At 59.2% G+C, this 6,580-nt stretch carries 6 protein-coding genes; 3 read left to right on the top strand and 3 right to left on the bottom strand.

All coding sequences use genetic code 11. The features are described 5' to 3' along the window. A partial coding sequence (locus tag HX815_RS31315) for an RNase A-like domain-containing protein (RefSeq protein WP_177029489.1) occupies positions 1–1,408 on the top strand: 1,408 nt, incomplete at its 5' end. After that, the gene (locus HX815_RS31310) at positions 1,405–1,707 is read left to right on the top strand and encodes a contact-dependent growth inhibition system immunity protein (RefSeq protein WP_134326170.1); all 303 of its coding nucleotides are present in this window, start codon (positions 1,405–1,407) and stop codon (positions 1,705–1,707) included. The genes HX815_RS31315 and HX815_RS31310, both read left to right, overlap by 4 nt. A 60-nt stretch (positions 1,708–1,767) precedes the next feature. Here the strand turns inward: HX815_RS31310 and feaR are convergent, their stop codons facing one another. From feaR to HX815_RS31295, 3 genes are all read right to left on the bottom strand, one after another. Continuing rightward, on the bottom strand, positions 1,768–2,721 hold the full coding sequence (gene feaR / locus HX815_RS31305; RefSeq protein ID WP_102368612.1) for a transcriptional regulator FeaR: 954 nt from the start codon (positions 2,719–2,721) through the stop codon (positions 1,768–1,770). A gap of 117 nt (positions 2,722–2,838) precedes the next feature. Then, a complete protein-coding gene (locus tag HX815_RS31300) occupies positions 2,839–3,423 on the bottom strand; it encodes a DUF3156 family protein (RefSeq protein WP_003219899.1) in 585 nt (194 codons plus the stop codon). Then, positions 3,404–4,903, bottom strand: a complete 1,500-nt coding sequence (locus tag HX815_RS31295) for an APC family permease (protein WP_003219898.1) — start codon at positions 4,901–4,903, stop codon at positions 3,404–3,406. Before HX815_RS31295 ends, HX815_RS31300 begins: the two co-directional genes overlap by 20 nt. Before the next feature lie 216 nt (positions 4,904–5,119). On the opposite strand from HX815_RS31295, the gene HX815_RS31290 reads away from it, so the two are divergent. Next, positions 5,120–6,448: a hypothetical protein gene (locus HX815_RS31290; RefSeq protein ID WP_177029488.1), complete on the top strand. Its 1,329-nt coding sequence runs from the start codon at positions 5,120–5,122 to the stop codon at positions 6,446–6,448. The last annotated feature ends 132 nt before the right edge of the window (positions 6,449–6,580 follow it).

Here is a 6,580-nt window from a genome sequence, read left to right as displayed (position 1 = left end):
CCGCGAACACCAACGCCAGCAGGGCCAACTCCTCAGCCACTACCACTATGACGACCAGGGCCGCCTGCACGCCCACGCCATCACCCAACAGGAACAACGCTACCAGCGCCGCCAATACAACTACGACAAACGCGGCAACCTGACCCGCATCCTCGACACCCGCAAAGGCCAGCACGACTACCACTACGACCCACTCGACCGCCTGACCCGCGCCAACCACTCGCACGACCTGCAGGAACGCTTCGTCCACGACCCGGCGGGCAACCTGCTGATGCAAGACCGCGTCGGTCCGAGCGTCGTCAAAGGCAATCGCCTGTTGATGCAAGGTGACCGTCATTACGACTACGACGCTTTCGGCAACCTCCTGCGGGAACGCCGGGGCCGGGCTCAACAGTTGGTTACCGAATACCGCTACGACTGTCAGCATCGCCTGATCAGCGTCACCCAACCGGACGGCACCCAGGCCAGTTATCGCTACGACCCGTTTGGTCGGCGTATCGCCAAAACGATAAAAAGCCAAACCACCGAGTTCTTCTGGCAAGGCGACACGCTGATTGCCGAACACAGTGCTGATCACCACCAGAGCTACCTCTACGAACCCAACAGTTTTCGCCCGTTAGCGCTGCTGAAAGGCTACGGCCCGGAAGACGCAAAACCCTTCCACTACCAACTCGACCACCTCGGCACCCCACAAGAACTCACCGCCCCCGACGGCGAAATTGTCTGGTCAGCGCACTACCGCGCCTACGGCCAAATCGCGAAGCTGGACGTCAACACCGTTACCAACCCGCTGCGCTTCCAGGGCCAATACTTCGACCCGGAAAGCGGGCTGCACTACAACCGTCATCGCTACTACAATCCGGACATTGGCCGCTACCTGACGCCTGATCCGGTGAAACTGGCGGGCGGGCTGAACGGATACCAGTACGTGCCCAACCCGACGGGGTGGGTGGATCCGTTGGGGTTGAGCTGTAAAGCTACAGCCTGCCCAGGCCAAATAGTCGCCGATGGGCCTTACAGCGAAATTGTTCCTGGTGGAGGTTTAGCTGCTCACGAAGCTGCCGGAGGACATTTGATGCAAAAGCACATTGGTAGAACTGACCAACAACTGGCAACACGTCTTAAAAATGAGCCTCATGTGCCCACGGCATCTACCTTCCCTGATCGCGCGACAGCCGAGTCAGCAATATCAAGCGTGATAGCAAGCAACAAAACTAAAATAAATTCGTTTGTTAAAGGAAAAGACAAAAAAATTGTTATTACTCAAAAGTCTCCTCAGCCAGTTGGAACTAGCCTGAAGCGAGGTGCAAAAAAAACCGTCCCCGGACGGGAGATTTACCTGATTTTGTTCAAAGATAAAAGCATGCCCAATGGCTATAGAATTCAGACCGGATATCCGAATCCATGAATAACGATTATTCACAACTGCAGCAACTTCTCGCGGGTTACTTCAATCAAGATTGGGTTGATGAGTTTGATAGTGCGGACAATGTGATTCTCAGCTTTATAGCTGAATCCTCAGCAGAAACTTTTAAAGCTGCACACCTCGAGTTAAAAGCTCTTTTACATGCCAACAAGACGGAGCAAGCGTTACAGCATCTTTTGTTCTCAGATATTGGCTGTGGCTACTATTATCCTCACGATTGGAAAAGCGGGAAATTGTGGCTGGAGCACATTGACGCGCTTTTGAGCCAAAGAGGCGAATAACTTCGATCTCTTAAGATATTTATAATAAAGAAGGTGCTCGGAAAGCCCCTTCTTCCTCCCCTACCCCACCTGCTGCAACCGCCCAGCCCGAAAATCCTTCGGCGACACTTCAAACTGCTTCTTGAACGAGCGACTAAAGTGCGCCGAATCCGTAAACCCCCACTTATACGCAATCGACGTAATCGACTCACTGCGCAAAAACGGGTTGGTCAGATCATCCGCACTGCGCTTCAACCGCGCCCGCTGGATATACCGGCACACGCTGTCATCCTGTTCCTCAAACAACCGGTACAAATGCCGCACCGAGATATTCAACCGACTCGCCAACCCCACCGGGCTAAGCCCTGGCTGGGTCAATGACTCATCAATCACCTTCTGCACATAGCTGCGCAGATTGCTGCCCTGCAACCCGCCACAATCATCGCGCTCATCGTCTTCCTGCTCAAACGCCGACCCCAGCAGCGAGATAAACGCCGACTGCAACGCCTGCCCCTCTCCGACCGCGCCTTCGCCGTTCAGTGCGTCTTTGCACAGTTGATCCATCAACACATGCAACATGCGCCCGCAGGCTTTGCTCGAGGAGATTTTGCCGAAGGTCTTGGGCTGGTTGCCGAACTGTTTGCACACCTCTGCGCGGGACAAGGACAGGGACGCGTGTTCGATGAGCCCGAACGGGGTGATGTCGATGGAGCCCACCGAGTCCATCAATAACAGTTCGCCGGGGGCAAGCTGGAAGCTCTGGCCGTTTTGGGTGATCTGGCAGTAGCCGCTGCGCTGGCTGACGAGGAAGCAGTGTTGGTCGTCATCGTGGTCGGCGCGGGCCTTGGGGCGCTTGATCAGGCCGGCGTTGGTGCGCAGGCTGGCCAGGGGCAAACCGCCGCGGGAAAAGGTGCTGATGCTGCCGATGAACAGCGAGCGGTTGAAGGCCAGTTCTGTGTCGAAGTGACCGCAAACCGCGCGCAGATCCCGGGTCCAGAGGTCCAGCCCGTCTTGCCCAATCTGTTGCATGCTCATGGTTGTTTCCACCTTGGCTTTTTGTTTTTGTCGGGCAATAGTTAACATGTTATCTATATGCGCGCAACAAGTACGTGTCTGCCAAGGTGGTTGCACTATTGATGCCAAATCCGGTGGTCAGTGGGCCTGCAAGGCGCGCTGGAAACCGTTCAAGGCGTCCAGCAGCCAGGCGCGTTGCACACTGCTCAAGGCGATGTAGCGACGGAACGCCGGCATGCGGTTGACCACCTCGCTGCCGCCCATATGCTCAAGCCGCACACACCACTGGTGATCCACCAGGTCGATGCGCAGGCGCTTGAAGTCCAGCGGCATCAAGGCGCGATGCAAGGCGCTGCCCTCCTGCAATTGTGTGTGCAAAATGCCTGAAACCTCCTTGTCGCCCGACCGCTGTCGACAGCGGATTCCGGTGCGTCGAACGGCCCCGGTGTGGTGCAGTTCGAAGCTCGCCGTGCCCTGCTGCGAGGCAGGGATGCGCAGTACGAATTCGGTCATCACCAGGTGCATCAACAGCTGCGACTCGGTGCGTTCGACGATCTCCAGTTGCAGCCCGAGATTGTCCAGGGAAACCCGGGCCGTCGTTGGTCCACACACCTCATAACCGGCCAGGCCGAGGTTACGCCGCAGGTGTTCCAGCGTAACGCCGGGTCGATACCCGGCAGGCGCGCGCCGGGCGCTGAAGAGCTCAGACAGTTTTTGCAGCATGGCTGATATACCCGTTGTGCGGCTGACCCGGCTCATGGGCGAACTCCTTGGCCAACACCTCTTCCACCGAGGCGGGCTTGAATGGATTGACCTTCTGCACAACCAGCGTCCAGAACAACGCGTACGCCGCCGTGCACCCGAGCATCACGCCAAAGGGAATGTAGATGTCGGCGGGGTTCATGCCCGGCGGGGTGATAAACCACATGCCCAGCAGGATGCCGATGCTCGACAGAATCTGCGGCAGCGGAAAGAACGGCGAACGGTAGGCGCGAGGCAGATCCGGACGGCGAATCCGCAGGATCACCACCGACAGCGTCACCAGCAGATAAGCAAAGCTCCAGGCACACACGGCCGCCAGCACCAGGTGCATGATGTTGTCGGTGTTGCCGCCCAAGTACAGCGCGTGCAGGCACGGAATCAGCATCGCCACCAGGATGCACAGCAGCGGTGTCTTGAAGCGCGGGTGCAGGTAGGTGAAAACCTTGGGCAACGCGCCGTCGACCGCCATGCCGTACAGGATCCGTGGCACACCGGCCATCAAGGTGTTGATGGTCGCAGCACCGGCAAACAGGAAGCCGATGCCCAGCCACATCGGGCCGATGCTGCCCATCACCTGCTCGGCGAATTTCGGGATGGCCATCGGCGTATCCAGCAGGTGCACGCCGCCCGCCGCGTCGATCAATACGTTTTCCACCTGGCGTTTCATGGCCGCGCCATAGATGAACATGCACGTGGCCACCCCCAGCAGCCCCAGCACCATGGCCTTGGGCATCACCTTGGCCGAGTTGCGCAGGTCCGGCGCCAGCGGCGTGACGAACTCGCAGCCGACAAACATGAACATCGCCATGCCCACCAGCGACAGGATGGTAATCAGGTCGGTACCGACCAGGGATTCACCGAACCAGCCATCCAGTTGCACCGCCGGGGCTGCGATCAGGCCCAGCACGCCAAACACCATCAAGGTGGTCCACATGCCGAAAGTGAGGATGATCTCGGCCCGGCCGAACGCGCTGACGCCAAACGCATTGAGCACCCCGAACACAATCACGAAGCCCACTCCCAGCAACCACGAACCGCCGGCGGATTCCGCCAGGGTGTTGAGGTGCTCGAAGTTCACCAGCGCCATCACGCCGGAGAGGATGGTTTCGGCGGTGCCGGCAAACACATGCACGATCAGGTAGGCCGACAAGGTGCCGGTGATCGCAAAGAACCGGCCCATGCCGCAATTGATGTAGTCGTAGACCGAGCCGGTGGTGGGCAGGATCGAGGCGGCTTCGGCGAAGGTGGTCGCCTGGGCCAGCATCATCACCACCGCGATCAACATCGCCACCGCAAAGGCGCTGCCGCCGATGCCAAACCCCATGGTCGCGGTGAGGATCACCGGGCTGGCCATGATCAAGCCAATGGTGCTCGCCAGCGCGGTTGGAAAGCCCACCGTGCCGCGTTTCAAATGTTCGGTGAGCCGGTCGTTGATCGACATGGTGCAGATCCTCAAGAAGCGGATTTTTAGAAGTATTGGCACTCTGCGCCCGCCCTGGCTGATCGTCTTGCTCCTGGCTGCCGCCGGTTTTGTTGCTGCCTGCCACTGCTGCGCCACTGGCGGCCTGGGACAATTTCCTGGCACGCAGGGGAAAGACTTGGCCCGGTGGCGCTCGCCCTAATGCTCCCTCAATTCACCTTGTTGGGGACTATAACAATGCAGCACACACAACAAACCCGTCACCTGTACAGGGCCATCAGCCTGGGCATCGCGCTGATGATCATCGACTCATCGGCCCAGGCGTTCGAGCTGTATGCCGATGACGACACTCAGGTCACCGGCAACTTCCTGGCGGTGTACGGGATGTTCAACAGCCGCAAGAACTACGACGGCACCACCGGCGGTTCCACCTGGCGTGAAGGTTTTATCAAGTATGGCTTGAGCGTCGACCAGCGCTTCGGCGCCCTGGGCAGCGTGTATGGCACGGCCAACCTGGTCAGCTCGGGCACCTGGGGTGATGGCGATGCGTCGGGCGTGACCACCGGCAGCGAGCGCACCACCAAGTTCGACGAAGCCTTCGCCGGCTGGCGCTCGGGGGAACTGTTTCCGGCACTGGGCAAGGATGGTGTGGACCTGTCGTTCGGCCGCCAGGTCATCATGCTCGGCGACGGTTTCATCATCAACGATGACGGCCCGAACTTCGGCAAGGGCGTGGATGACGGCAAGTTCAACCGGGGCGGCGCCTACTACATCGCCGCCCGGCATGCCTTCGATCAAACCGCAGTGCTACGCCTGGGTGGCAAGGACGGCGTGCATGGCAGCGTAATGTGGATCAAGTCCGACAACCGCGCCCAGGCCAACACTGAAATGGCTGCCGGCACCCTGGACTACACCGCCGCGCCCGGCACCCTGGGGTTGACCTATATCCACGGCATCAGCGTCGACGACCGTTATGCCAATGACCTGCAAAAACAGCGCGCCGGGATGAACATCTACAGCCTGCGGGGCGCCGGTAATGCCGGGATCGAGAACGCGCACTTTTCCTTTGAATACGCCTGGCAGGACAAGGACGCCGGCCCGGAAAAGGCCTGGTACACCGAAGGCGGTTATACCTTCGCCGCGCTGCCGTGGTCGCCGGACCTGACCTACCGCTACAGCCGCTATTCGAAAAACTGGGATGCGATGTTTTCGGGCTTCAACCGTGGCTACGGCACCTGGGTGCAGGGCGAGGTGGCCGGCAATTATTCGGGGCCGTTCAATACCAATACTGAGGTGCAGCATGTGGCGTTGAAGGTCAAGCCGCTGGACAGCGTCACCCTGGGCGCGCTGTTCTTCGACTACAAGACGTTGAGCAAGGGCGGCATGCTCAACCTCGATGGGCGCGAACTGGACCTGTACGCGGAGTGGGCGGTGAACGAACACCTGATCGTCACGCCGCTGCTGGGTTTGTACAAGCCCAACAAGGATGAGAGCAACGGCGGCAACCAGGTGGGTGGCAATGGCACCAATCTCTATAGCCAAGTCACCGTGGCCGTGCCGTTCTAACACAGGTGCAATGAGCTACCGAGATCACATGTGGGAGCGGGCTTGCTCGCGAAAGCGGTGTGTCAGTCGCCAGATGTATTGGCTGACACTCCGCATTCGCGAGCAAGCCCGCTCCCACATTGAACCTGCTTC

This window comes from Pseudomonas sp. E6002, from assembly GCF_013385565.1.
Lineage (GTDB): Bacteria > Pseudomonadota > Gammaproteobacteria > Pseudomonadales > Pseudomonadaceae > Aquipseudomonas.
Note: the sequence above shows the minus strand (reverse complement) of the source record. Positions and strands in the feature narration are given on the sequence as shown.

Coding starts and splice junctions, on each gene's coding strand:
- HX815_RS31300 (WP_003219899.1), bottom strand. CDS start 3,423: ATGCTGCAAAAACTGTCTGAGCTCTTCAGCGCCCGGCGCGCGCCTGCC.
- HX815_RS31295 (WP_003219898.1), bottom strand. CDS start 4,903: ATGTCGATCAACGACCGGCTCACCGAACATTTGAAACGCGGCACGGTG.
- HX815_RS31310 (WP_134326170.1), top strand. CDS start 1,405: ATGAATAACGATTATTCACAACTGCAGCAACTTCTCGCGGGTTACTTC.
- feaR (WP_102368612.1), bottom strand. CDS start 2,721: ATGAGCATGCAACAGATTGGGCAAGACGGGCTGGACCTCTGGACCCGG.
- HX815_RS31290 (WP_177029488.1), top strand. CDS start 5,120: ATGCAGCACACACAACAAACCCGTCACCTGTACAGGGCCATCAGCCTG.